The 24746-nt window shown below is 66.2% G+C and carries 20 protein-coding genes; 16 read left to right on the top strand and 4 right to left on the bottom strand.

The window, feature by feature from the left end:
• Positions 1 to 14 precede the first annotated feature (14 nt).
• The 10 genes from speB to AC1DFR_RS12890 all read left to right on the top strand — a co-directional run bounded on the left by speB (position 15) and on the right by AC1DFR_RS12890 (position 14328).
• The gene (speB, locus tag AC1DFR_RS12845) at positions 15 to 1094 is read left to right on the top strand and encodes an agmatinase (protein WP_476851378.1); all 1080 of its coding nucleotides are present in this window, start codon (positions 15 to 17) and stop codon (positions 1092 to 1094) included.
• A complete protein-coding gene (locus AC1DFR_RS12850) occupies positions 1091 to 2767 on the top strand; it encodes a thiamine pyrophosphate-binding protein (protein WP_476851379.1) in 1677 nt (558 codons plus the stop codon). Before speB ends, AC1DFR_RS12850 begins: the two co-directional genes overlap by 4 nt.
• 215 nt (positions 2768 to 2982) lie before the next feature.
• Positions 2983 to 3468: a MarR family winged helix-turn-helix transcriptional regulator gene (locus AC1DFR_RS12855; RefSeq protein WP_476859696.1), complete on the top strand. Its 486-nt coding sequence runs from the start codon at positions 2983 to 2985 to the stop codon at positions 3466 to 3468.
• A 103-nt stretch (positions 3469 to 3571) separates the two neighbouring features.
• Complete coding sequence (locus tag AC1DFR_RS12860; RefSeq protein ID WP_476873538.1) at positions 3572 to 5569, top strand: MDR family MFS transporter; 1998 nt, start codon at positions 3572 to 3574, stop codon at positions 5567 to 5569.
• Between the two features lie 308 nt (positions 5570 to 5877).
• Positions 5878 to 7611: an ABC transporter ATP-binding protein gene (locus AC1DFR_RS12865; RefSeq protein ID WP_476873516.1), complete on the top strand. Its 1734-nt coding sequence runs from the start codon at positions 5878 to 5880 to the stop codon at positions 7609 to 7611.
• Positions 7608 to 9683, top strand: coding sequence for an ABC transporter ATP-binding protein (locus AC1DFR_RS12870; protein ID WP_476872085.1), 2076 nt, complete (start codon positions 7608 to 7610; stop codon positions 9681 to 9683). Before AC1DFR_RS12865 ends, AC1DFR_RS12870 begins: the two co-directional genes overlap by 4 nt.
• A 149-nt stretch (positions 9684 to 9832) precedes the next feature.
• Positions 9833 to 10264 carry an acyl-CoA thioesterase gene (locus tag AC1DFR_RS12875; RefSeq protein ID WP_230007937.1) on the top strand — a complete coding sequence of 144 codons (432 nt, stop codon included), beginning with the start codon at positions 9833 to 9835 and terminating at the stop codon, positions 10262 to 10264.
• Positions 10265 to 10323: 59 nt separating this feature from the next.
• On the top strand, positions 10324 to 10668 hold the full coding sequence (locus tag AC1DFR_RS12880; protein ID WP_476857119.1) for a hypothetical protein: 345 nt from the start codon (positions 10324 to 10326) through the stop codon (positions 10666 to 10668).
• A 68-nt stretch (positions 10669 to 10736) separates the two neighbouring features.
• Positions 10737 to 12968 carry an McrB family protein gene (locus AC1DFR_RS12885; RefSeq protein ID WP_476873517.1) on the top strand — a complete coding sequence of 744 codons (2232 nt, stop codon included), beginning with the start codon at positions 10737 to 10739 and terminating at the stop codon, positions 12966 to 12968.
• Entirely contained in the window at positions 12961 to 14328 is a 1368-nt protein-coding gene (locus AC1DFR_RS12890) for an McrC family protein (protein WP_476873518.1), read from the top strand. Before AC1DFR_RS12885 ends, AC1DFR_RS12890 begins: the two co-directional genes overlap by 8 nt.
• Here the strand turns inward: AC1DFR_RS12890 and AC1DFR_RS12895 are convergent.
• From AC1DFR_RS12895 to AC1DFR_RS12905, 3 genes are all read right to left on the bottom strand, one after another.
• Positions 14325 to 14666, bottom strand: a complete 342-nt coding sequence (locus AC1DFR_RS12895; RefSeq protein ID WP_476873519.1) for a hypothetical protein — start codon at positions 14664 to 14666, stop codon at positions 14325 to 14327. The genes AC1DFR_RS12890 and AC1DFR_RS12895 overlap by 4 nt on opposite strands.
• Before the next feature lie 161 nt (positions 14667 to 14827).
• Positions 14828 to 15301: a very short patch repair endonuclease gene (locus tag AC1DFR_RS12900; RefSeq protein WP_079550431.1), complete on the bottom strand. Its 474-nt coding sequence runs from the start codon at positions 15299 to 15301 to the stop codon at positions 14828 to 14830.
• 71 nt (positions 15302 to 15372) lie between these two features.
• A complete protein-coding gene (locus AC1DFR_RS12905; protein WP_223915503.1) occupies positions 15373 to 15807 on the bottom strand; it encodes a pyridoxamine 5'-phosphate oxidase family protein in 435 nt (144 codons plus the stop codon).
• A 268-nt stretch (positions 15808 to 16075) separates the two neighbouring features.
• On the opposite strand from AC1DFR_RS12905, the gene AC1DFR_RS12910 reads away from it, so the two are divergent.
• Together AC1DFR_RS12910 and AC1DFR_RS12915 are read left to right on the top strand one after the other, a co-directional pair.
• Complete coding sequence (locus AC1DFR_RS12910; RefSeq protein WP_476873539.1) at positions 16076 to 16660, top strand: DUF6318 family protein; 585 nt, start codon at positions 16076 to 16078, stop codon at positions 16658 to 16660.
• A 446-nt stretch (positions 16661 to 17106) separates the two neighbouring features.
• The gene (locus tag AC1DFR_RS12915) at positions 17107 to 17607 is read left to right on the top strand and encodes a PKD domain-containing protein (protein ID WP_476873520.1); all 501 of its coding nucleotides are present in this window, start codon (positions 17107 to 17109) and stop codon (positions 17605 to 17607) included.
• Between the two features lie 7 nt (positions 17608 to 17614).
• Here the strand turns inward: AC1DFR_RS12915 and AC1DFR_RS12920 are convergent, their stop codons facing one another.
• Positions 17615 to 18952 carry a helix-turn-helix domain-containing protein gene (locus AC1DFR_RS12920; RefSeq protein WP_476873521.1) on the bottom strand — a complete coding sequence of 446 codons (1338 nt, stop codon included), beginning with the start codon at positions 18950 to 18952 and terminating at the stop codon, positions 17615 to 17617.
• A 205-nt stretch (positions 18953 to 19157) separates the two neighbouring features.
• Here AC1DFR_RS12920 and AC1DFR_RS12925 point away from each other — a divergent pair, with 205 nt between their 5' ends.
• The 4 genes from AC1DFR_RS12925 (at position 19158) to AC1DFR_RS12940 (ending at position 24610) form a co-directional block, all read left to right on the top strand.
• Entirely contained in the window at positions 19158 to 20948 is a 1791-nt protein-coding gene (locus AC1DFR_RS12925; protein WP_476873522.1) for an NAD(P)-binding domain-containing protein, read from the top strand.
• Between the two features lie 147 nt (positions 20949 to 21095).
• Positions 21096 to 22151, top strand: coding sequence for a 2,3-butanediol dehydrogenase (locus tag AC1DFR_RS12930; protein WP_476873523.1), 1056 nt, complete (start codon positions 21096 to 21098; stop codon positions 22149 to 22151).
• A gap of 82 nt (positions 22152 to 22233) precedes the next feature.
• Positions 22234 to 23304 carry an alkene reductase gene (locus AC1DFR_RS12935; protein ID WP_476857127.1) on the top strand — a complete coding sequence of 357 codons (1071 nt, stop codon included), beginning with the start codon at positions 22234 to 22236 and terminating at the stop codon, positions 23302 to 23304.
• A 595-nt stretch (positions 23305 to 23899) separates the two neighbouring features.
• Entirely contained in the window at positions 23900 to 24610 is a 711-nt protein-coding gene (locus AC1DFR_RS12940; protein ID WP_476872093.1) for a GntR family transcriptional regulator, read from the top strand.
• Positions 24611 to 24746: the final 136 nt, after the last annotated feature.

Raw genomic sequence — 24746 nt, forward strand, 5'->3', positions numbered from 1 at the left:
AGGAGAGGCTTCTTTTGGAAGAGCTGCGCATCGAGGCCAATGGCAACCTTGGCCCCATCGATTCATCCCGCGTCCCACGCTACGCCGGGGCTGCCACGTATGCCCGCCTGCCGCGCCTGGACCAGGTGGCCAAGGCAGACGTCACGGTGGTCGGCGTGCCGTTCGACACCGGCGTCTCCTACCGCCCCGGCGCCCGCTTCGGGGCCAACCACATCCGCGAGGCCAGCCGCCTGCTGCGGCCGTACAACCCGGCCTGGGACGTCAGCCCCTTCGAGAACATCCAGGTTGCCGACGCCGGCGACATGGCGGTCAACCCCTTCAACATCAACGACGCCATCGAAACCATCCAGCAGAACGCCTTGGACCTGACGGCGTCCGGCAGCAAGCTCGTCACCCTCGGCGGCGACCACACCATCGCCTTGCCGCTGTTGCGCGCCGCCGCCGAGCGCGCCGGCGGCCCCATTGCCATGCTGCACTTCGACGCGCACCTGGACACCTGGGACACCTACTTCGGCGCCGAGTACACCCACGGCACACCCTTCCGCCGCGCCGTCGAGGAAGGCATCCTGGACACCGAGGCCATCAGCCACATCGGCACCCGCGGTCCGCTCTACGGCAAGAAGGACCTCGACGACGACCACCGCTTCGGCTTCGGCATCGTCACCTCCGCCGACGTCTACTACCAGGGCGTCCTGGAGACGGTCGCCAAGGTCCGGGACCGGATCGGCAACCGCCCGCTCTATATTTCCGTGGACATCGACGTCCTTGACCCCGCGCACGCCCCGGGCACCGGCACGCCGGAAGCCGGCGGCATCACGAGCCGCGAGCTGCTGGAAATCATCCGCGGGTTCCGCGGCATGAACCTCGTCGGTGCCGACGTCGTCGAGGTCGCCCCGGCCTACGACCACGCCGAGATCACCGGCGTGGCGGCAAGCCACGTCGCCTACGAACTCGTAACACTGATGGCGGACCGCGCCGTCGAAGGGGACCGCTTCGGCGCCCCGAACGGCTACGCTGCCCAGGCCCTCGGCCAGGAATCCCGCCGACCCGCCGGCTTCAGCTCCTCTGTGGCTTCGCCGGTGGCTTCGCGATGACCGGCGTGCGCAACGGCGGGGACCTCGTCGTCGAAACCCTTGAGGCACTCGGCGCCAAGACGGTCTTCGGCATCCCGGGCCAGCACGCCCTGGGCCTGTTCGACGCGATGGGCCGCGGGAACCTGCACTTCGTCTCCTCCCGAGTCGAGAACAACTCGGCCTTCGCCGCCGACGGCTACTCCCGCGCCACTGGCGAAGTCGGCGTGCTGTTCCTGTCCACCGGCCCGGGCGCGCTGACGTCCCTGGCCGGGCTGCAGGAGGCCTACGCCACCGGCGTTCCCATGGTGGTCGTGGCCAGCCAGATCCCGCTCGAGGGCCTTGGCGCCCGGCGCAAGGGCATGCTGCACCAGCTCGATGACCAGAAGGCCTCGGCCGCGAACGTCACCAAGTCCCAGCGGCTGATCCAGCACGCCTCCGGCATCCCCTCGGCCATCCAGGATGCCTGGACCGAGGCGATCTCCTCGCCGCAGGGCCCCGTGTGGCTCGAAATCCCGCAGAACGTCCTGCTGGACCCCATCATGGTGCCTCCCGTGGAGGACGCCCTCGCCGAAGCGGCCGACAACCCGCCCCGCGTGGAGCTGGTCCGCGAAGCCGTGAAATGGCTCTCGACGGCGGAACGTCCCGCCATCATCGCCGGCGGCGGCACCCGCCGGGGCCATGCCGAAAAGTCGCTGCTCTCGATTGCGGAGAAGCTGCGGGCGCCGGTCATCTGCACCCCGGGCGGCAACGGCGCGTTCCCGTGGAACCATGAGCTCTCCCTGCAGTCCTGGATCGAGGACCAGTACATGACGGAGGTGCTCGAGGACGCCGACGTGCTGATCGTCATCGGCTCCTCCCTGGGCGAGGTCACCTCCAACTACTTCACCTTTGAACCGCGCGGCCGGATCATCCAGATCGACGCCGAGCCCCGCGTCCTGGAGTCCAACCGCCCGGGACTGGGCATCCGGGCGGACGCCGGCCAGGCCCTGGCCGCCCTCGACGCCGCCCTGACTGAACCGCACGGCGAACGTGCCGACTGGCACGGCACGGCTCCCGAGGTACTCGTCAAGGACACCCTGGCCAAGGTCAAGGCCCGGCTCGAGTCCCAGGACCTCGGCAAGGAACTGAAGTTCATGGCCGACATCCGCGAGGCCGTTCCCGCGGCCATGCAGACGTTCTGGGACATGACCATCTCGGCCTACTGGGGCTGGAGCTGCTGGGATGCCCGCGACGGCCAGTTCCACTCCGCGCAGGGCGCCGGCGGGCTGGGCTTCGGCTTCCCCGCGGCGATCGGCGGCGCCGTCGGGCTCGAAACCACCGGCGCATCCGCCGGCGCACCTGCCGGACACGCCAGAGTGCTGGCCGTCTCCGGCGACGGCTCGGCGATGTACTCCATCTCCGAGCTCGCCACCGCCAAGCAGCACAACGTCCCGGTCACCTGGCTCATTGTGGACGACGGCGGCTACGGCATCCTGCGCGAATACATGGTCGGCGCCTTCGGCAAGGCCACGGCCACTGAGCTCGCCCGCCCCGACTTCGTCAAGCTGGCAGAGTCCTTCGGCGTCCCGGCCGTCCGGGTTGCCCCGGAGGACGTCGGGGACGCCCTGAAGGCGGGCTTCGCCGCGGACGGCCCCAACGTCGTCGTCGTCGAAACCCTGCTCCAGATGTTCGGCCCCACCCACCTGGCCACGTAGGCGCACCAACACCACAGCAGCACCACAGCAGCACCGCTGCGCAGCGCGGACCGGCCGGGTCTGCCCCTCACCGCGAGGGGCAGGCCCGGCCGGTCCGCGTTTGCTATTTAAGGGTCTTCCGGGGCCGCGCGGCACCTCCCACGAGAGAGTTAGTTTCCCGAAGTAACCATTTTCGTATATAGTTGCCTAGGGCAAACAAAAGAGGGGTGTCCATCATGTCAGTTGAATCCAACGCTGCAGCCAGACTCGTCTACCAGATCTTCGATCTGCAGCGCGCGGTCCGTTGCGTTGCCGCCGCCAGCCTGCGCGGGCAGGACACCGGAGTGGCGCTTCAAGGCGTTCTGCGCTTTGTGGGGGAGGGCGAATCCCGGGCCACGCATCTTGCGGAGCGGCTCGGCGTCAGCGCCCCGGTCCTCAGCCGGCACATCGCCGACCTCGAAGAGCACGGCTATGTGGTCCGCCGGCCGGACCCGGAAGACGGCCGCGCGCAGCTGATCGCCCTGTCTGCCGCCGGCACGGAGAAACTGCGTCTCATCGAGGACCAGCGGACGGCCACCATCCAGGACCTGCTGCAGGACTGGAGCCAGGACGACGTCGAACTGACGGCGCGCACCCTCGAAAAACTTGCTGAGTCCCTCAGGACCTCAGCCCGGGCAACGACGGCCGGACCCACGAATACGACCGAAATTGTTGAGGAGTAGATATATGGCTAGCCACGCCGCCGCCACAGGGCCGTCCCCGGCCCCGTCGGACGTTCCGCAGGGGGCATCCCGCGCATCCCAGACCGCCGCAGAACCTGTGGCGATGACCCACCGCCAGATCATGGAGGCCCTCACCGGGCTGCTGGCGGCGTTCTTCACCGCCATCCTGAGCAGCACGATCGTCGCCAACGCGCTGCCCACCATCATGTCCGAACTCAAGGGCACCCAGACGGACTTCGCCTGGGTGATCACCGCCGCGCTCCTGGCCAACGCGGCAACCACCCCGATCTGGGGCAAGCTCGCGGACCTCTTCAACAAGAAGGTCCTCGTCCAGCTGAGCATCGTGATCTTCGTGGCGGGCTCCGTTATGGCCGGCCTGTCCGAGACCATCCCGCTGCTGCTGACCGCCCGTGTCATCCAGGGCATCGCCATGGGCGGCCTCACCGCCCTGGCCCAGGCCATCATCGGCTCCATGATCCCGCCGCGCGACCGCGGAAAGTACTCCGGCTACATGGGCGGCGTCATGGCCGTGGGCACGGCAGGCGGCCCGCTGCTCGGCGGCTTCATTGTCGACAGCCCGCTGGGGTGGCGCTGGACCTTCTTCGTCTGCGTCCCGCTCGCCGTGGTCGCGCTCATCCTGCTGCAGGTCACGCTCAAGATCCAGCACGTCAAGCGCCCCGCCAAGATCGACTGGCTCGGCTCCATCCTGTTGACCTCCGGCGTCAGCCTGCTGCTCATCTGGGTCTCCTTCGCCGGCAATCCCGACTACTACGACTGGTGGTCGTGGCAGACGGTCGCCATGGTGGGCGGCGGCATCGTGCTCCTTGGCCTGCTCGTGCTGGTGGAATCCAAGGTCGCCCAGCCCATCATCCCGCTCAAGATCATCTCTGAGCGGACCACCGCCCTCGCAATCCTCGCCTCGGTGGCCGTCGGAGTGGGCATGTTCGGCTCCTCGACCTTCCTTGGCCAGTACTTCCAGGTGGCACGCGGCGCCACCCCCACCGAGGCCGGCCTGCTCACGCTGCCCATGATCGCCGGCAACCTCATCGGGTCGGTCGCCTCCGGCATGCTGATCAGCCGCACCGGCAAGTGGAAGCGGTACCTCGTGGCCGGCGCCATCTTGCTGATCGGCGGCCTGGGCCTGGCCGGCAGCATGGACCACACCACTGACCTGTGGATGACCGGTATCTACACCGCCATCCTCGGCGTCGGCCTGGGCCTGCTGATGCAGAACCTCGTCCTCGCCGTCCAGAACACGGTCCAGGCCAAGGACATCGGCACGGCCAGCGCCTCTGTGGCCTTCTTCCGGTCCGTCGGCGGTGCGATCGGCGTCTCGGTCCTCGGCGCCGTGCTGGGCAACCGCGTCAAGGAGCTCGTCGTGGAGGGGCTGGCATCGGCCGGCATCCAGGTTCCCGCCGGATCCGCGGGGGCCAGCATGGACCTCAAGGACATGCCGGCACCGATCCGCGACATCATGCGTGCCGCCTACGGCGACGCGATCGCCGAGGTCTTCCTGATCTCCGCAGTCGTCGGACTCGTGGCGCTGGTGGCCATCCTGTTCATCAAGGAACGCCCGCTGCGCCGCACCGTCGACGTCCGGCCGGAACCCGCCGAACTCGCAGGGGACGCCCCGGATGCCGGGATGGCCGCGATGGCCGGTGCCACGGCCCCGGCTCTGGGGAACACGGGTTACACAGGGAACGACGCCGGCGAGGCAGCTCCGCCCGCCGGCGGAACCGGCATCGTTGACCTGGACCGGGAATTCATCGAGGTGCTCAGCCGGGAGCGCGCCGAATCCCGCTTCCCCGATGCCGCCCGCCAGCGGACCCGGACCTTGGTGGCCGAGGACCGGCCCGAAGCCGCCGACGTCGTACCTGTGATGCTCCAGACCCAGCGGCTCCTCGCGGAGCAGCAGCTGCTGCTGGCGGACGCCCTGCGCGCCGTGCACGAGCAGGCCGCCGAGCAGCGTGCGATCGCCGCGGAACAGGCCCGGGTTGCCGAGGAGCTCACGGCCCTGCGCCGGCAGCTCGCCAAGCAGCGCAAGATGCAGCGCGCGGCTGCCGACTACATCGCCACCCACGGGCGGCACCGGACCGAGTAGCGCCGGCTCACAGTACCGGACCGCAGAGGCTCCGCGGCCGCCCGAGCGGCGGCTGCGGGGCCTTCGTGCGGCGAGACGGTTGCGGGGGAGACCACAGCAGCCGCTTAAGTACGCCGTTTGGATGATATTGAGCTCCCGATGTTCCTCCCGGGCGAGGGTTTTCGTAGAGTTGGGTGGCTAAGGCTGTCGGTCCCATGGGCTAGTCTCCAATCAGCCTTCCAATAATCTTCACTATTTAGCTCTCCCATACTTTGCTCTCCCCATAATTTGGTCTCCCTATAATTCAGTCTTCGTAAGGACTCGTGGGCATGCTCGTTACCCTCATGCGGCGCTATTCCAAGCCGTATCTGCCATACATCGCGGCTGTGGTCATCTTCCAGCTGGCCTCGACCATCGCGGCTCTGTACCTCCCCAGCCTCAATGCCCAGATCATCGACGAGGGCGTCTCCCGCGGCGACACGGACTACATCTGGCGCACCGGCGGCGTCATGCTCGGCGTCGCGCTGATCCAGGTGGCCACCGCGATCGCCGGCGTCTACTTCGGCTCGAAGGCGGCGATGGCGTTCGGCCGGGACCTGCGCCGCGGCGTGTTCCGCAAGGTGAGCAGCTTCTCGGCGCGGGACGTGAACCTCTTCGGTGCCCCCACCCTGATCACCCGGGGCACCAACGATGTGCAGCAGGTCCAGATGCTCATGCTCATGGCGCTGAACTTCATGGTGGCCACACCTATCATGTGCATCGGCGGGATCTTCATGGCCCTGCGCGAGGACCTCAACCTGTCCTGGCTCGTCTGGGTGTCCGTGCCCCTGCTCGTGGTCGTGGTGGGCTACCTCGTGGTCCGCCTCATGCCGCTCTTCCGTTCCATGCAGGAGAAGATCGACCGGCTCAACGGTGTCCTCCGCGAGCAGATCATCGGCATCCGCGTGGTCCGGGCCTTCGTGCGCGAACCCCACGAGGCCGAGCGCTTCGGCGCGGCCAACCAGGACCTCACCGACGTCTCGCTGAAGATCGGTTCCCTGTTTGTGCTGATGTTCCCCGCCATCGGCATGATCCTGCACATCTCCACGGCCGCCGTGCTCTGGTTTGGTGGCCAGCGCGTCGATGCCGGCGAGATGCAGATCGGCTCGCTGACGGCCTTCCTCCAGTACCTCCTGCAGATCCTCATGGCAGTCATGATGGGCACCTTCATGGCCATGATGATTCCGCGCGCCTCGGTCTGCGCCGACCGGATCGGTGAAGTGCTCGACGTCGAACCCTCCATCCACGAATCGCTCACCCCGGTGGCGCCTGCGGCAAAGGCCGGCCGCGTCGAATTCCGCAACGTGACCTTCGCCTACCCCGGCGCCGAGGCTCCCGTGCTCAGCAACATCAGCTTTACGGCCGAGCCCGGACAGACCGTGGCGATCATCGGCTCCACCGGCGCCGGCAAGTCCAGCCTGCTGGCCCTGCTCCCGCGGCTCTACGACGCCGAGTCGGGCGAGGTCCTGCTCGACGGCGTCCCCGTCACCCAGCTGGCCCGCGCCGAGATCACGCAGCGCGTGGCCATGGTGCCGCAACGGCCCTACCTGTTCTCCGGCACCGTTGAGCACAACCTGCGCTTCGGCAAGCCCGAGGCCACGGACTCGGACCTGTGGGAAGCACTGACGGTCGCCCAGGCCGCGGAGTTCGTGCGCGAAAAGAAGGGTGGCCTCGCAGCGCGGATCGCCCAGGGCGGCACCAACGTCTCCGGCGGCCAGCGGCAGCGGCTGTGCATCGCCCGCGCGCTCGTCACCGAACCCAAGGTCTTCCTGTTCGACGACTCGTTCTCGGCCCTTGACGTCGCCACCGACGCCAGGCTCCGCCGGGCGCTCAAGGCCAAGACGGCCGATGCCACGGTGATCATCGTCGGCCAGCGGGTGTCCACCATCGCCGATGCGGACCAGATCCTCGTGCTGGACAACGGCAGGATCGTGGATCGCGGAACACATGAGGAACTGTTGGAAAGCTCCAGCACCTACCAGGAAATCGTCGAATCCCAGCTGAGCGCGGAGGCAGTGGCATGAGCACCAACGAGAAAGTCTCCACCACGCCGGCCACCGCAGCCGGCCAGGCCGCTGCCGATACGGACGCCACCGACCTGATCGAAGATGACTTCATCGAGGAGGAGTACACGCCCGGCGAGGCCGACGGCGGCATGTTCGGCGCCGTGCCGGCCAAGAAGGCCCAGCACTTCTGGCCCTCGGCCAAACGGCTCATGGGACTGCTGAAACCCGAGCGCGCCGGCATCACCGCCGTGCTCGCCATGGTGACGGTCGCCGTCGTCCTCAACGTCATTGCCCCGAGGATCCTGGGCCAGGCGATGGACGTGATCTTCGCCGGAGTGGTCGGCAAGCAGCTCCCGGCCGGGGCCACCAAAGAACAGTTCATCGAAGGACTGCGCTCCCAGGGCCAGGACAACTTCGCCGACATGCTCGCCAAGATGGACGTCGTGCCGGGCGCTGGCATCGATTTCCAGAAGCTCGCGTTCCTCATCAGCGTGGTGCTGGTGATGTATTTCGTCGCCAACATCTTTCTGTGGCTCCAGGGCTATGTCCTCAACGTGCTGGTCATGCGCGTGGTGCGCACGCTGCGCGATGACACCGAGAAGAAACTCAACAAGCTGCCGCTGAACTACTTCGATACCCGCCAGCGCGGCGACATCCTTTCCCGTGTCACGAACGACGTCGACAACATCCAGCAGGCGCTCCAGCAGGCCTTCGCCCAGCTCGTGAACTCGGCCCTGACGGTCATCGGGATCGTGATCATGATGTTCATCGTGTCCTGGCAGCTGGCCCTGATCGCCCTCGTCGCCCTGCCGCTCTCCGGCGTGGCCGCCGGCATCATCGGCGCCCGCAGCCAGAAACTCTTCGCCGCCCAGTGGAAGAACACCGGTGAGCTCAACGGCCAGATCGAGGAATCGTTCTCCGGCCACGACCTCGTCCGCGTGTTCGGCCGCGACGCCGACATGCTGGCCCGCTTCGACGAGCGCAACGAGGAACTCTACAAGGCCAGCTTCGGAGCCCAGTTCGTCTCCGGCATGATCATGCCGGTCATGCAGTTTGTCTCCTACCTCAGCTATGTCGGGATCGCCGTCGTCGGCGGGCTGCGCGTGGCCTCGGGCAGCATGAGCCTGGGCGACGCCACGGCGTTCATCCAGTACTCGCGCGAATTCACCCAGCCGCTGGGCCAGATGGCCGGCATGGCCAACATGCTGCAGTCCGGTGTCGCCTCCGCCGAGCGGGTTTTTGAATTCCTCGACGCCGACGAACAGGACGCCGAGACCGCCACCGAGCACCTCCCGGCGAAGACCGACGGGCACGTCGAGTTCAAGCACGTGACCTTCAGCTACACGCCGGACAAGCCGCTGATCGAGGACCTGTCCTTCACTGCCGAGCCCGGCCACACGGTGGCGATCGTGGGACCGACCGGGGCGGGCAAGACCACCCTCGTCAACCTCGTGATGCGCTTCTACGAGCTCAACTCCGGCAGCATCACCCTGGACGGTGTGGACATCACCCGGCTGAGCCGTTCGGAGCTGCGCGCCAAGGTCGGTATGGTGCTGCAGGACGCCTGGCTGTTCGGCGGAACCATCTACGAGAACATCCGCTACGGCAAGCTGGACGCCACCGAAGAACAGATCATGGCGGCGGCCAAGGCCACGTTCGTGGACCGCTTCGTCCGGGCGTTGCCGGACGGCTACAACACGGTGATCGACGAAGAGGGCAACAACGTCAGTGCCGGCGAAAAGCAGCTGATCACCATCGCCCGGGCCTTTGTGGCGAACCCGTCGCTGCTGATCCTGGACGAGGCCACGAGTTCCGTGGACACCCGCACCGAAGCCCTGGTCCAGAAGGCCATGGCGGCGCTGCGGACGGAGCGCACCAGTTTCGTCATCGCCCACCGCCTTTCCACCATCCGGGACGCGGACACCATCCTTGTCATGGAGGACGGGCAGATCGTCGAGCAGGGCCGGCACGCCGAACTGCTGGCCCTGCAGGGCGCGTACTACCGGCTGTACATGTCCCAGTTCGCCGGTGAGGACGCAGACTCTGCCGTGGCGGATTCCGCGGAGGACGCGACGGCGGTGCACAGCTGAGCGCCGCAGGCCCCGCCGGGAAGGGCGCAGCCGGCGGGAACGGGCCCGGCAGGGAGAGCGCAGGCACAGCCGCGGGCCCCGCCGGGAAGGGTACAGCCGCTGGGGAGAACACATCCACGGAGCCCTGGCGCCTCGAGGTGGAGGTGCCGATGCGCTGGAGCGATATGGATGCCTACGGGCACATCAACAACGTCCAGATTGTCCGGATCCTCGAAGAAGCACGGATCGCGGCTTTCGGCCCGCCCCGGGGTCCCGGGCTGCCGGGAACCGAACCGCTGGTGCCGCTCTTCAATGAAATTCCGGAAGGGACGCTGGCGCTCGTCGTCGAGCACAAGATCAGGTACGTCAGGACCCTTGAGTACCGGAACGTGCCCGCCGTCGTCCAGTTGTGGATCGGGGCGGTTAAGGGCGCCAGCTTCGACATCCACTACCTGGTGCAGGATCCTGTCACGCGGGAGGACTGTGTCCGGGCCACGAGCCATCTTGCCTTTGTGGACGAGGCAACCGGCCGGGTGTTGCGGCTGACGCCGGAGCAGAAGGATCGGCTGGCTCCCCACACCCGCGCCCACCCGGTCCCATAGCCTCTGTTCCGGTTCCCGGCGCGGCTCCTAGAATGAACAATCCCGACGCATAAGGAGGCGTGGTCGCCGTGAACATGGGCAAAGACATGCACAAGAACATGCATCACAACCTAGGCAACACCTTGCACCAGAACATCCACAAGCAGCACACCCGCAAGAAGAAGTGGAACGAACTCTCGCCGATGGCACGGTTCGGAACCATCTCGGCTGGCATCGTCCAACTCTCGCTGCTGGTCGCAGCCCAGACGGACATCAGCCGACGCCCGGCTGCGCAGATCCGCGGCAGCAAGGCCATGTGGCGGCTCGCCACGCTGGTGAATTTCATCGGTCCGGCCACGTATTTCACCTTCGGCGTGAAGCGCCGGCCCGGCGCGAAACCGGGTCTGCTGCCCGCCCGTCCATAATCTACTGGCCGGTAGTTTAGGGGCTGCGTTAAATGGGCGCGTTCAGTTTAAGCCTGTAAATTGAACGTATGACCCCAACCAAGAAGCCTGCCCTGCACCGCGCCCTCGGTATCTCCAAGGAGATTGAAGACGCGGCGTGGTTTGTGCTGGGCCCGGGGTTGCTCGGCAAGGCGTCCCCCCTGGACGGCCGCACCAAAACGTGGTCCGTCCAGGCTGCCGCGGAGTTGCTGGAACGCCTCGAACGGGGCGTTCCGGATCCCAAGGCGCCGATGATGACTAACCTGCGCCAGAACCTGGAAGACGCCACCCGCGGGGCGAAGCAACTGGCCGTGGAGCTACTCTTCCTCCAGTCCCTGCCGCTGGCCCACGAGGTCAAGTCGCTGAAGGTCAAGCGGGCCCGCGTCGCCGAGGCGGCATCCTGGCTGGAGCCTGCCCTGGAGCTCCCCGACGAGCTCTACGCGGGCATGACGGACCACGGCGTGATCCGGGACCGCACCGCGGAATTCAACTGGACCATCTGGGACCACCTGAAATGGCTCTGCCGCTTCGTGCAGCATGTCGCACAGCGGCCGGCCCACGTCGTCCAGGCCGCGGTCAAGGATCCGCTGGCCTTCCACCGGCTGGTCGCCGGCACCCCGGATGACCAGCCGGCCATCCGCCGCAGCATTGAGTTCCTGGTCTGGCCCAGCTATTTCGAACCCGTGGTGGCCGATGTCGAACGGCAGGAGATCCGTGACGCTTTCGCTTCCCTCGTGGGTGGGGCCAAGGGGGACAGCGACGAGGACATTTCGGCGGACATCCACCGGATCCGCCTGCACCTGGACCAGCAGGCCGGGCAGCGGATCGACTGGTACTCACGCCAGCTGGTGAGCCAGTGGCGGAAGGTCGGCGACCCCGGCCGCCGCGCCTGGCTCCTGCGCACCCACCACGACAACGCCGAGCTGCTGGGGGAGTGGCGGGACGAGGAAGCGGTGACGCTCGACGTCGAACACCTCCGCCTGCTGGACCCCGGCGTCTCCGCGGGGCTGGTCCAGAATGCCGTGGACGAGGACTACAAGCACCTCGGCTACGTGGAGCGTGAGGACACCAAGACCGCAGTCTTCGCCTTCCTGACCGTCATGAAGCCGGGTGACCTTGCGCTCTACCAGAGCTCGGGCAAGGTCCGGATCGGCGTGGTCCTCGGCGAACCGGAGCATGCCAAAGACAACCGCCAGCTCCGCCGCAAGGTCCGCTGGTTCGATGAGGAACACGACGCCACCGGCCTGCCCCGCCACGTGCAGCGCCAGCTGACCACCTCCGGCAACATCGTGGACATCACCCGCGTGATCCAGGCGCTCGAGGCGCTGCTGCCGGCTGAAGCGGAAGCCGAGGACGGCGACGGCGCCGCGCCGGATGCCGCCGTCGAACCGGCCTGTGAGGGGTTCCGGCCGCTGACGCCGGAATTCGCCGCGTCCTTGCACATGGACCTGGAGCCGCTGCAGGAAATCGCCGAACTCCTCGAGGAGAACCGGCAGCTGGTGCTCTACGGTCCGCCGGGAACCGGCAAGACGTACCTCGCCAAACACCTCGCCGCCGAGCTCGCCGGCGACACCACGGACGAGCGGGTCAAGCTGGTCCAGTTCCACCCGTCGTACGCCTATGAGGATTTCTTCGAGGGCTTCCGCCCGGACAAGACGGACGAGGGACAGGTGTCCTTCAAGCTCGTGGCGGGACCTCTGCGCCGGCTCGCCGAGGAAGCGGCCAAGCCCGGGAACGAGAGCAAACCGTACTTCCTGATCATCGACGAGATGAACCGGGCCAACCTGGCAAAGGTGTTCGGCGAGCTGTACTTCCTGCTTGAATACCGTGACGACCGGATTTACCTTCAGTACAGCCCCAACGAGCCGTTCACCCTGCCGGACAATCTTTACATCATCGGCACCATGAACACCGCGGACCGTTCCATCGCGATGATGGACGCGGCCATCCGGCGGCGCTTCTCCTTCATCGAGCTGCACCCGAAGACGGAACCGGTGAAGGGCTCGCTGCTGCGCTTCCTCCAGGCCCGTGACCTGGACACGACCCCGGCCCTGCTGCTTGACGCTTTAAACGACGCGATCGACGAGTGGGACCGCGACCTCATGATCGGTCCCTCGTACTTCATGAAGAAGTCCGCGCAGACGCCTAAGGGCCTGCGCAGAATTTGGAAATACGAGCTCATGCCGCTGCTGGAGGAGCACTATCACGGGCAACTCAACCGCGCCCAGCTCGAGGAACGGTTCGGACTGGAACAACTCCTGGGCCGCCTGGCGCATGCCTAGGCTGGCCGGAGACGCCATAGCACTGGACCGCAGTTCGTCGGACCGCGAGGCCTCGGACCACCGGGGTTCATCCGGAGCCGGTCCGGCCGGGCGCGGTTCATCAGGTCGCGGTTCATCCGGACGCGGCGCGGCGGAGGCCTGCCGGCACATTGTCCTCGACGAACTCTCCGTCGGCGTCGTGGAGCGGCTTGATCCGGACACTGCCGCCTACGTCAACGCCAGCGGCCTGGCGAAGGCCTCGCCGATGGGCATGGGCCTGTACCGGGTCGAACCGGTGGGGACCGTCGGCTCGGTGCGCACTCCCGCCGTTCAGCTGGAGGTGCGACCGAAAGGTCGGCTCGGTCTGAGCCGTTTGCTGTTCCTGCTCGGCTACGCGGGGGACCAGGGGTTCCGGGACGACTCTGTCGCCGCGGTGGAGCATGCCGACCTTTGGAGCGCCCTGGCCGAATCCCTGGCGCAGCTCGCTGACCGGGCGCTGAGCCGCGGCGTGCTGCAGGGGTATCTCATGGTGGAAGAATCCCTCCGGACCGTCAAGGGCCGGATCCGGATGTCGGACCAGATTTCCCGCCGGCCCGGCATGCTGGTTCCGCTGGAAGTCTCCTACGACGAGTTCACCGAGGACATCGCGGAGAACCGGATTCTGCGCGCCGCACTGGAACGGATGTCCCAGGTGCCGCGGGTTCGGCCGGAAGTCCTGAGCCGCCTGCGCCAGCTCAAGGGAAAGCTCGACGCCGTGACGCGCCTTCAGTCCGGCGCGCCGCTGCCGCAGTGGCGGCCCAGCCGGATGAACACCCGCTACCACGCCGCTCTTCGGCTCGCCGAACTGATCCTGCGGAACGCGTCGGCGGAGGCCGGCGACGGCAAGCAGCAGTCGGCGTCGTTCGTGGTGGACATGGCAAAGGTGTTCGAGGACTTCGTGGGAACAGCCCTGCGCGAAGCCATGGCCGCCTACCCCGGAGAAATGCGGTTGCGCTACAACGCCCTGCTGAACGAGGCCGTCCGCGACTCGGACCGCATTGTGGTGCAGCCCGGTGCCGTCCACTTCCTCGGCGGCCGGCCCGTGATGGTGTACGACGCCAAGTACAAGGCCGCGGCCGACGTCGGCGCGTCCCTTTCGGGCGACCATTACCGGATGCTGGCCTACTGCACATCCTTGCGGGTGCCGACGGCGTGGATCGTTTACCCGGGAGCCGGGGAAATCAAGCTGCGCCGAATTCTCAATACCGACATCGACATTGTTGAGTTCCCGCTGGATCTGTCGCTACCGCCGTCGGAAATCCTGGCCGCCGTGGCAGATCTTGCCCAGCAGTCGTGGGGCGAAGTGCTCCGGCAGGCCAGTATCGACAGGTCCGCCGGCTAGGCGGATTCCTGCTGGTCGGCCACTGTCCGCAAATGTTCCAGGAGCGCCTTTTCCGGCTGGCCCGGGTTGTTGGCGACGTGCCACTGGAGTTTCTCCCGTACGTCAGCTTCTTCCGGGTTGGTGCCAGCCAGAACCTCATCAATGATCGAGGCCGCCTGCCGGCGCAGCGGCTCCAGATCCGGGTTCGCTCCGCGGAGCGGGCGGGGCCGGAAGCCGTGGAGCCTCGTGTGGCCGAGGCGACGGAACGGCAGAACTGTGGGGTCTGAATCCGTGGGGCTGGAATCTGTGGGACTGGAATCTGTTGGCGCAGCAGCCGTTTCGGGCTGGTCGTTGGACATCAGCAAGTGCGGCATCGTGCGCTCTCCCGTGTTTGCAGTACGCGTTGGTACTGACCGAATAATGCCTATCGCCCCCGGAGTCGAATATTAGCTGAGGTCGTTCAGCCTGCACTGGAGGTGGGCCGCGCGACACGCGGGGCGTTGCTGCTCAGCGAAGATCCTCAGGAGGGCTCGTCCCGGGCCGGGCTGTGCAGGAAAGGACTGTGGAGGGGAGGGCCCTGGAGGAAGGCATCGAGGCGGAGCTCCAACGCCGATCGGTCCTTCAGTTCGCACTCCCACACGGTGAGGACTTCCCAGCCATCGAGTTCGAGCTGAAGCCGCTGGGCGGCGTCGCGGTTCCGGGTGCGCGTGCGCTTGGTTTCCCAGAACTCGGCGTTTGCCTGGGGTGCGTGCTGGCCCACCCGGCAGTCGTGGAAATGCCAGAAACAGCCGTTGACGAAGATGACTTTGCGGCGGCCGGCGAAGACGAGATCGGGGTTGCCCGGAAGTTTGCCGCCGCCCGCGGTGCCGTGCAGGCGGTAGCGGTATCCCTTCGCGTGCAGCAGCCTGCGGACCAGCATTTCCGGCTTGGTGTTCTTGCCCCGGATCCTGGACATATTCCAGCTGCGCCGCTCCGGAGTCAGCTTGTCCGCCATTGTTTAAGTCTAGGCGGGTGCCAAGTCTTGGCGCCGGGCAACAGCCGTCGGGCGGCAGCCGCCGTCGGGCGTTAGATTTCCCGCTCCGGGTGTTCGCCGAACTGGAAGTGGCGTCCGCTGAGCGACGTCGGCGTAATTTCGACGTAGAAGTCCTTCAACGTTGGAACCCACGGTTTCAGCCCGAGGGCCTCGGCGTCGGCGATATCCGCCGATTGGTCGAGCACGCGCGCAGTGCCGCGCAGGACTACTGACCATGCTTCGTCGGACAGGATCCCGTCGGTTTCGAAGAGCACCTTCGAGTTGATGGTGAGCTCGGCCAGTTTGTTTCCCGGGGCGGTGCGGAGGAACAGTTTCCGGCCGCTGGCCGCGTAGTTCACCGGGAAAATGTCGGGTTCTCCGGCCACGGTGACCACGAGCCTGCCGTGCTTTGTGCCCTCAATCAATGTCCAGGCTTGGTCGTCGTCAAGTGTGAGGATCGGATTGCCGTCTTCGTGTTCGAACATCATGGGTTCATTGTTCTGAATCAGGCCGTCGCTGGCTAGGGGCTAAAGGACTGGCAAGGGACTACCGGAGTGTTTTGCCGGTCCGAGGTGCGGGCACATGCTGCCTGTGGATAATTTTGACCGGCAAAATGTGATCTCGGTTACCCTTAAGCCACAAATTGGCTTCGATCGTCTTGATTTTCTATCGGGGGAGTAGCTGACCATGACATCTCGCACTTCGCTTTCCGGTCCCTGGCGAGCCTGTGCGGTCGCTTGGGTGTCGATCTCCCTGATGTCGGCCACAGCGTGCAGCGGGGGCGGAACGCCGCCTCCCGGACCTCCACCGGCTGCTTCGCAGAGTCCCTCAGGGCCAGCCACCCCGAGCGCAACTCCAACACCTACTGCCAGCTACAAGCCCGCCGACGCGACCGGCAAGGCGCAGAACGTGCCAGTACCCGAGTTGCCGGAAGCTGCGAAGGTGGAGACGAAGGAAGGGCTGGAGGCGTTTGCGCGGTACTGGTTCAAAGAACTAAATTTCGCGTACGAGACTGGCACATCGTCAGGGTTGGAATCCGTGACCTCCGCTGGGTGCGAGTTCTGCTCAAACATCACGCGTTCATTGAAGACAAATTATGCGGAGGGCCGATGGCTGGTCGGTGGCCATATTGAGACGCCTTCACTTAGCACGACCTTTGAATCCCAGGCCGACGGCCAGTATCAGATTGCTGTCCAGGTTCAGCAGGCGAAGATCACGTATTTCGACCCTGGCGGATCGGAATTCCGGAAACCGACGCCGCCATCAGATACAGGCAACGTAATGCTGGCGGCGTTCAAGAATGGCGCGTGGCAAATTACCGCTCTCCATCCGCTCCGGTGAGCGCGTCAGTGTTTCCAACCAGGCATAGAATTTTTAGGTTGCTCGTCGGCGGACTAGTCTGTGCGGGCTCCCTATCGCTACCCCTTGTTGCGATGGGTGAAGAGGGAGGCATTGATTCAGGATTCGGAAACCAAGGGGTAGATGTTGGCGGTTGGAGACTGGATCCAGCCACGGGCAAATTTGTGGCCCTCCAGCCGGGTGCTACATTCGCCGACCCCTTCCAGTACAAATACGAGCTCCAGTGCCATTTGGGCGGAGGCGACTTTGACGCCGGCTGTCTCGCCGCCGCGGTGGACTGTTCGAACGGCCCAGACGGAAAGGCCGGCATTCCCGTTATTTGGCTGAAAGCGCCGGCGGGCGTACCAAACCCGACATGGTCATTTCACTCGGGCCCGACCTGCCTCTTCGACCCCCGGCCGGCGGATTTGCTGCCCAGAATTGCCGCAATGATCCAGAGGGAGTTCCAGCGGCTTCCGATAACTGCGGGACTGTCTACGGCCCAACCCAGCCCCAACACGCTCCGGGGCGCCGAGACCAATTTCTTCGCCAGCGCCGCAGATCAGCAGTTCGACATCACAATCCTGGCCCAGGCCGTCCACGTCACCGCTAAGCCCGTGCAGTACTCCTGGAGCTATGGCGACGGCACCTCGCTCGGCCCGCAAGCGGTGGCCGGCGGACCGCTTCCACAGGATCGCTGGGGCGAGAAGACCCTGACGAGTCACGTGTACACCCAGACCGGCGACTTCCCGGTGGTTTTGACGACGCATTTCCAGGGAACCTACTCCGTCAATGGCGGACCGCCGCTGCCCATCCCCGGCCAAGGGCAATTCAGCTCGCCGCCACAGACCGTCAGTGTCTGGCGGACTATCACCAGGAACTACGCAGACACGTGCCTGCAGAATCCCCGAGGCCAAGGCTGCCCGGGGGTCGCCCCGCCGCCGCCCTAGTCCGTGGCTAGGCTCGCAATTCCCGGTCCACCCGTTCCATCCGGGCATTCACGAGCTGGCAACGCGGGTCGTCCGGCCCCATAAGAGCAGCCACGGCAGCCGCAGTCGCCGTATCGAAGGACCCCATGTCGCTCGTGCACCACTGCAGCATCAGCCGGGCATCACCGCTTGACCGGATGGAAGCTCCCACGGCCGTGTTGAGCTCGTCGCGCATGAACCCGATCGCCAGATTGACCGAACGGGTGAGCAGTTTTGAAGGGTACGCCGCGAACGCCTCGGCAACCCGACCGTCCCGCAGATGACCGGCCACAACGGAAACGTCGGTCACGACGTTGAGGGTTGAAGAGAATCGGTAGGGGTTCGCTTCCAAGACATCGCCCAGAATGGCGCGGATCCGGTGCATCTCGGTCCGGATCGCCGCACCGGTGCCCGCATCGCCATGGATCTCGTACGCCAATTCTTCGGCACTCCAGCCCTGATCACGCGAGGCCAGCAGGGCCAGGATCTCGGCGCGGCGCACAGTCAGCGGACGGCTGATGCCGCCGTCGACCGCCGCGGATGGCGCGTCCCCCAAGAGCCGCAGCACGAGCTGGGGTCGGGCGCCGCCGTCGCGCACTGCCCGCTCGCCACCCGGGGACCGCTGCCCCGAGCGCCCGACGCCGCCGTCGGGAAACGGGGCCGACTTCAGCAGCTCCTCTGCGAGCCGCACTCCGCAACGCACCAGCCGCAGGCTGTCCGGCGTGACCGATTCGAACGGGCCAGAGACGTCCAGGACGCCGACGATGTCGCCGGTCAAAGGGTCGCGAATGGGGGATGCGGTGCAAGCCCAGTCATGGTGGGTCCGCACGAGGTGCTCGGCCGAGAAAAGTTGCGCCGGCGCACCCGTCACCAAGGCCTCGCTAATGGCGTTCGTGCCCACCCCTGATTCGGACCAGTCGGCGCCCTCCACGAACTCCAGCGAGTCCGCGAGCCGCAAGGCCTGCTTGCTGCCGACGCGCCACAGCACTTCGCCCTCGTGGTCGGTGACGATCAGCAGATGGCGTCCGGTCACGGTCTCATCGGCTAGAAGCTGTGACAGCGCCGGCATCACCGCAGCCAACCGATGGCCGGCGCTGAGGGATCGCGCCTCGGAGACTTCATGCCGGTGCAGGGGCCGGTGCTGGTCCGGATTGATGCCCAGAGCCAGGGAGCGCTGCCAGGACTTGATAAGCGACGGCGAGAGGTGCGGATCCGGAGTGCCAGAAATCGTGGTCTCGTGCGCCGCCCGGAGAATTCGGGCGTACTCCGCCGGTGCAGAAAACCTGAGGTCCGAGGGATGCGTGATGGGGCCGTTGCCCTGCCGCATGCTCATTCCCTCAACTCGCCCTCGAATCGTCGCACCCGGCTGGGTCCCTGCCGCCGTCGGCCAGCCTGCGCGCCCGCCGGCAGCTTGAGAGCTCCGTGTAACCCGATTGTAACCCCCTACGACTTTTACTTGTGATGCGGGTCACTGCGTGGTCTATGCGCCACGCAACGGGAGCGGCCCCCTGTCAGCAATGGAAAGAGGAAACATGCCTGAGACACCAAACGGCGTCGTCGGGGCGTGGCTGGCGCAGTTCGATGAGGCACTGCGCAGCCACAACACGGACGCCGCACTGGAACTTTTTGACGACGACTCGTACTGGCGCGATTTCGTCTCCTTCACCTGGAACCTCAAGACGCTGGAGGGCAAAGAGGACATCCGGCGCATGCTCGAGGCGACCCTGGGCGACGTGCAGCCCAGCAACTGGACCCTCGCCGAGGACGCCACCGGGGACGCCGCCAATGCCGAGGCCTGGGTAAACTTCGAGACCGCCCAGGCCCGGGGCTACGCCCATCTGCGCCTCCGGAACGGCAAATGCTGGACCCTGCTCACCACCATGCAGGAACTGAAGGGCTTTGAGGAAAAGAAGGGCCCCAACCGGGACAAGGGGGTCGCCCACGAGATCACCAAAGGACGCAAATCCTGGCTGGAACTGAAGGAGGAGCAGGAGGCGAGACTCGGCTACGAAGACCAGCCCTACACCGTCATCATCGGCGGCGGCCAGGGCGGGATCGGGCTGGGCGCGCGGCTGCGGAGGCTCGGAGTGCCCACCATCATCATCGAAAAGAATGAGCGCGCGGGTGACTCCTGGCGTAACCGCTACAAGTCCCTCCACCTGCACGATCCGGTCTGGTACGACCACCTGCCCTACATGAAGTTCCCCGACGACTGGCCGGTTTTCGCGGCCAAGGACAAGATCGGCGACTGGCTGGAAAACTACACACGGATCATGGAACTGAACTACTGGTCCAAGACCGAGTGCACCAACGCCCGCTTCGACGAAACGTCCCAGGAGTGGGTGGTGGAGGTGATGCGCGACGGCGAACCGGTCACCCTGCGCCCGAAGCAGCTCGTCTTCGCCCTGGGTGTATCGGGGTACCCGAGTGTCCCCACGTTCGACGGCGCCGAGTCCTTCCTGGGGGAGCAGTACCACTCGTCCAAGCACCCGGGCGGTGGCGACTGGACCGGCAAGAAAGCCGTGGTCATCGGCTCCAACAATTCGGCCCACGATATCTGCGCCGACCTTTGGGAACACGGCGCGGACGTCACCATGGTCCAGCGGTCCTCGACGCATATTGCCCGCAGTGAATCCCTCATGGACCTCGCTCTCGGCGGGCTGTACTCCGAAGAGGCACTGGCCAACGGCGTCACCACGGAGAAAGCCGACCTGCTGTTTGCCTCCTTGCCGTACCGGATTCTGCCCGAAGCCCAGATCCCGGTTTATGCGGAGATGGCCCGCCGGGACGCGGAGTTCTACTCCCAGCTCGAGGCTGCCGGCTTTGACCTGGACTTCGGCGTTGACGGCTCCGGCTTGTTCCTGAAGTACCTGAGGCGCGGCTCCGGCTACTACATCGACGTCGGCGCCTCGCAGCTGATCATCGACGGCCGGGTCAAGCTGGCCAATGGCCAGGTCAGCAAGATCACCGGCAACTCCGTCGTGATGGCCAACGGAACGGAGCTGGATGCCGACGTCATTATTTACGCCACCGGGTATGGGTCGATGAACGGCTGGCTGACTGATCTGGTCTCGCCCGAGGTGGCAGACGCCGTCGGCAAGTGCTGGGGGTTCGGATCGGATACGCCGAAGGATCCGGGGCCGTGGGAGGGGGAACTGCGCAACATGTGGAAGCCCACCAACGTCGAGAACCTGTGGATCCACGGCGGCAATCTGCACCAGAGCCGGCACTATTCGAACTATCTTGCCCTGCAGCTCAAGGCCAGGATGGAAGGACTGCCGACGCCGGTCTTCGAGCTGCAGCCCACGCATCACGCGCGCTAACCGCACGCGCCGACTCACGGGGTCGTGACAATCTCAGGCACGGCCACCAGACTGGGGCTACGGCCCCGCTGTGAAAATCCAACTTTTATTCCGTGGATGCGCCTGACCGGGCGCATCCACGGTCCTGGACTGCGAAGGTGAAACACCATGAAAGCAGCACGATTCCACGCCCGCGAGGATCTCCGGATCGAAGACATTCAAGAGCCGGAGCTGCGACCGGGAACGGTGAAGATCGCCGTGGCCTGGTGCGGTATCTGCGGCACCGACCTCCATGAATTCCTGGAAGGACCCATTTTCACCCCGCCGCCCGGCCACCCCCACGGGCTCACCCACGAGGCCGCCCCGGTCACCCTCGGCCACGAGTTCTCCGGCACCGTCGAGGAACTGGGGGAAGGCGTCAGCGGTCTGGCCGTTGGAGACAACGTCGTCGTGGAGCCGTACTACGTCTGCAATGAATGCGGTCCCTGCCTCAGCGGCCACTACAACCTGTGCGCCAAGTTGGGCTTCATCGGCCTGGCGGGCGGCGGTGGCGGCTTGAGCGAGAAGATTGTCGTCGACACCCGGTGGGTGCACCCTGTCGGCGACATCCCCTTGGACGAAGCCGCACTGATCGAACCCCTTGCGGTGGCGTATCACGCCGTCGGCCGGAGCGGCGTCAAAGCCGGGGACGTCGCCGTCGTCGGCGGTGCCGGACCTATCGGCCTGCTGACCGCCGCGGTCCTCAAAGGCATCGGCGTCACCACGATCGTTACCGAGCTGTCTGCCGCCCGCAAAGACAAGGCGACTTCGTCCGGGGTCGCGGATCACGTGCTCGATCCGAGTGCCCAGGACATCAAGGCGCGCGTGCTGGAACTGACCAACGGTGCGGGGGCCGATGCGGCGTTTGAATGTGCCGGTGTGAATGCGGTGCTGGACACCATGCTCGACGTCGTGAGGCCCGCCGGCGTCGTCGTCAACGTCTCGATCTGGGGGCACCCGGCCACGGTCGACATGCAGAAAGTGGTGCTCAAGGAAATCGACCTGCGCGGCACCATCGCCTACTGCGGCGACCACGAAGCCGCCATCAAGCTCGTCCAGGAAGGAAAAGTCGACCTGAAACCCTTCATTACGGGGCGGATCGCCTTGGACGACTTGGTGGACAAGGGGTTCGACACGCTGATCAACCACAACGACACCGCGGTGAAGATCATCGTCCACCCGTAGTGATGAGAGTCTCACGCGGGAATAGTTGCAGACGCCTCGCAGTTGCCGCCAGTGAACCCATTCACTGCGAAAGGAATTGCGCATGCTGTTTTCCCCGATGACCCTCGGCGAGCTGGAACTGCCCAACCGGCTCGTCATGGCGCCGCTGACCCGTCTCCGTTCCGGCCAGGAAGGTATCCCGGGGCCCTTGGTTGCTGAGCACTACCGCCAGCGCGCCTCACTGGGCCTGATCGTCAGCGAGGGCACCTACCCGAGCCCGGCCGGGCGCTCGTACCCGGGCCAGCCCGGCATCGTCACCCCGGACCAGATTGCCGGCTGGAAGAAGGTCACGGACGCCGTTCACGCCGAAGGCGGCCGGATCTTCGCGCAGGTCATGCACGGTGGCCGGGTTTCGCACGAGGACATCACCGGCGGCCACCAGGTGGTTGCGCCTAGCGCCATCGCCGTCGAGGCGGAGACCCGCACGTCCAAGGGCAAGCAGGCGCACCCCGTGCCGCACGCCCTGACCACCGACGAACTGCCCGGCGTCCTGCAGGAAATTGTCCAGGGCTCGCGGAACGCCATCGAGGCAGGGTTCGACGGCGTGGAGCTGCACTCTGCCAACGGTTACCTGCTGCACGAATTCCTGGCGCCGTCGTCGAACCAGCGTGACGACATCTACGGCGGCACGCCCGAGAACCGGGCGCGCTTCGTGATCGAAGTTGTGCGGGCTGTGGTTGAGGCCGTGGGCGCCGAACGCGTCGGCATCAGGATCTCGCCGGAGCACAACGTCCAGGGTGTCACCGAACTGGACGCCGCAGATGTTCGCGAGACGTACCGCCTGCTGGTGGATGCTATTGCGCCGCTGAACCTGGCCTACCTGAGCATCCTGCACAAGGATCCCACCGGCGAGCTGGTCCAGGACCTGCGCTCACGGTTCAACGGCGCCTTCCTCGTCAACACCGGATTTGGCGTCATCACCACCCGTGATGAGGCCATCTCGCTGGTTGCCGACGGGCACGCGGACGCCGTCGTCGTCGGACGCCCGGCCATCGCGAACCCGGACCTCGCCCGCCGCTGGCGCGAAGGCCTGCCGGTCAACGAGCCCGACGCGTCCACGTTCTACGCCGACGGCGCCGAGGGCTACACCGACTACCCGGCCTACCAGAACTAGGACCAACTGCGGTGCGGTGACTCCCGCGGCGCCGCACGCGCCGCGCAGGTCACGCTCGGTTGGACATGCTCAGCCGCAGCCAAGACCAGTGGGCAGAATGCCATTCTGCCCACTGATCGCATTTAACAATGAGCATGTCCCTCGCAGGGCAGGTCCGAGACCGGGTGCGCGAGTCACAGGGCCGCACCCGCTGCCGGACATGTGCCGCGATGATCTGCACGAGAGAGCATGTTCCTCGCGGCGCATCATGGCCATGGGACATGCCCAGCGGCCGCCACGACCAGTGGGCAGAATGCCATTCTGCCCACTGGTCGCATCTAACAATGAGCATGTCCCTCGCAGGGCAGGTCCGAGACTGAACATGCTCCGCGGTGACATGTGTGGCTGGGCATGTCCCGTCCTGCACATCGGAGCCGCCGGGACATGTTCCCTCTACGAATTGGCCACTGGACATGTCCCGTGGCTGGCGCCGGGATTGGGCATGTCCCCCGTGGGGCCCATGGTGCGGAGCGAGGTGCATGTCCAGCGGTGGGGGCGGCAAATGGGCATGTCCCGGAGGGGGGCCTCGCCGTGCCTAGTCCTATAGGATCTGAAGATGCAATTAGCTTCCACCGGCAGCCATTCTGAGGGGCGCCCCGCCGGCCGCGCAGTCAGCCGGCAGGTCCTGGCGGACCACGTTTATGAAGAACTTCTGGCGTCGCTGATGGATGGCCGGCTGGAACCCGGAACCGCGGTCAGCATCGACGGGACCGCCCGTGAACTCGACGTCTCGCCCACCCCCGTGCGGGAGGCGCTCGCCAGGCTGGAACACACCGGGATGGTGCGCCGCGTGGCCCTCAAGGGCTACCGGGTTGCTCCGGTGTTCACCCGGGAAGACTTCGCCGAGCTCATGGAAGCCCGGCTCGCGATCGAGCCCGTGAACGCCCGCCTGGCGTGTGCACGGCTGACGCCCGGCCACCTGGCCGAACTGGAACGGGCAGTCGCCGATCTCAAGGACGCGCCGCGCGGGCCCTCCTTCGCCGAGTTCCGCGGCTACCTCGAGGCCGACGAGCGGTTCCACCGGCTGATCGCGGAGCAGACGGGCAACCAGTTCATGGTGGCCGCCTACGCCGCCCTCGGCGGACAGATTCAGCGCTTCCGCCTGTTCGGGGGAGTGGGGATCACCGACGCCGACCACGCGATCGCCGAACATCAGGCCGTCCTGGATGCCTTGGCGACGGGCGATCCGGAGAAGGCCGCAGCCGCCATGGCCGAGCACGTGCAAAAGGTGCGCGGCCGCGCCATCGCGGACGCTCCCGCGGAATGAGGCTCACTTCCCAGGCTGACGCACGCGGGCCCAACACCGCGTAACAGCGCGCCACGCCCGGCTTCTGAGCCCTCTTTTTGTGACCCCCTTCACAGCTGATCGAAGACCCTATAGGATCTTCGATTGTGACGGCTAC

This window comes from Arthrobacter sp. 05T410, assembly GCF_056396505.1.